This is a genomic window from Vibrio sp. 704 (genome assembly GCF_033339295.1).
Window position 1 is genome coordinate 1 of the sequence record NZ_JAWOUH010001077.1, and the last position, 505, is coordinate 505.

At 46.3% G+C, this 505-nt stretch carries 1 protein-coding gene; it reads left to right on the forward strand.

What is annotated here, in order from left to right; all coding sequences use genetic code 11:
• Positions 1-18: 18 nt before the first annotated feature.
• A partial coding sequence (gene manA / locus R7R24_RS30735; protein ID WP_411978858.1) for a mannose-6-phosphate isomerase, class I occupies positions 19-505 on the forward strand: 487 nt, incomplete at its 3' end.

Sequence of the window (505 nt, forward strand, 5' to 3'; positions counted from 1 at the left end):
TCTATGTCTGATTTAACGATGTCCGATACACAAACGATTCAAACTCAAGCTGCGCATCCGACGTTTTTCCTGATGAACAACGTGATTCAAAACTACGCTTGGGGCAGTACTACTTCTGTTAACCAACTGTTTGGCATTGAAAACCCAACGGGCGAACCACAAGCAGAAGTATGGATGGGCGCGCATCCAAACGGTTGCTCAATGGTGACGGTAAACGGCGAGGAGACCAAACTCTCTTCACTGATTGCTCAAGACATGAATGCTTTTCTGAGTGAAGAAGTCGCAAACCGTTTTGGTGAACTTCCATACCTGTTTAAAGTGCTTGCCGCTGAGAAAGCGCTGTCGATTCAGGTGCACCCAAACAAGCAACAAGCAGAGTTGGGTTTTGCACTGGAAGAAAAACAAGGCATTCCCCTAACCGCTGCAAACCGTAACTACAAAGATCCAAACCACAAACCAGAATTGGTTTACGCGCTAACCGAATACAAAGCGATGAATGGCTTCC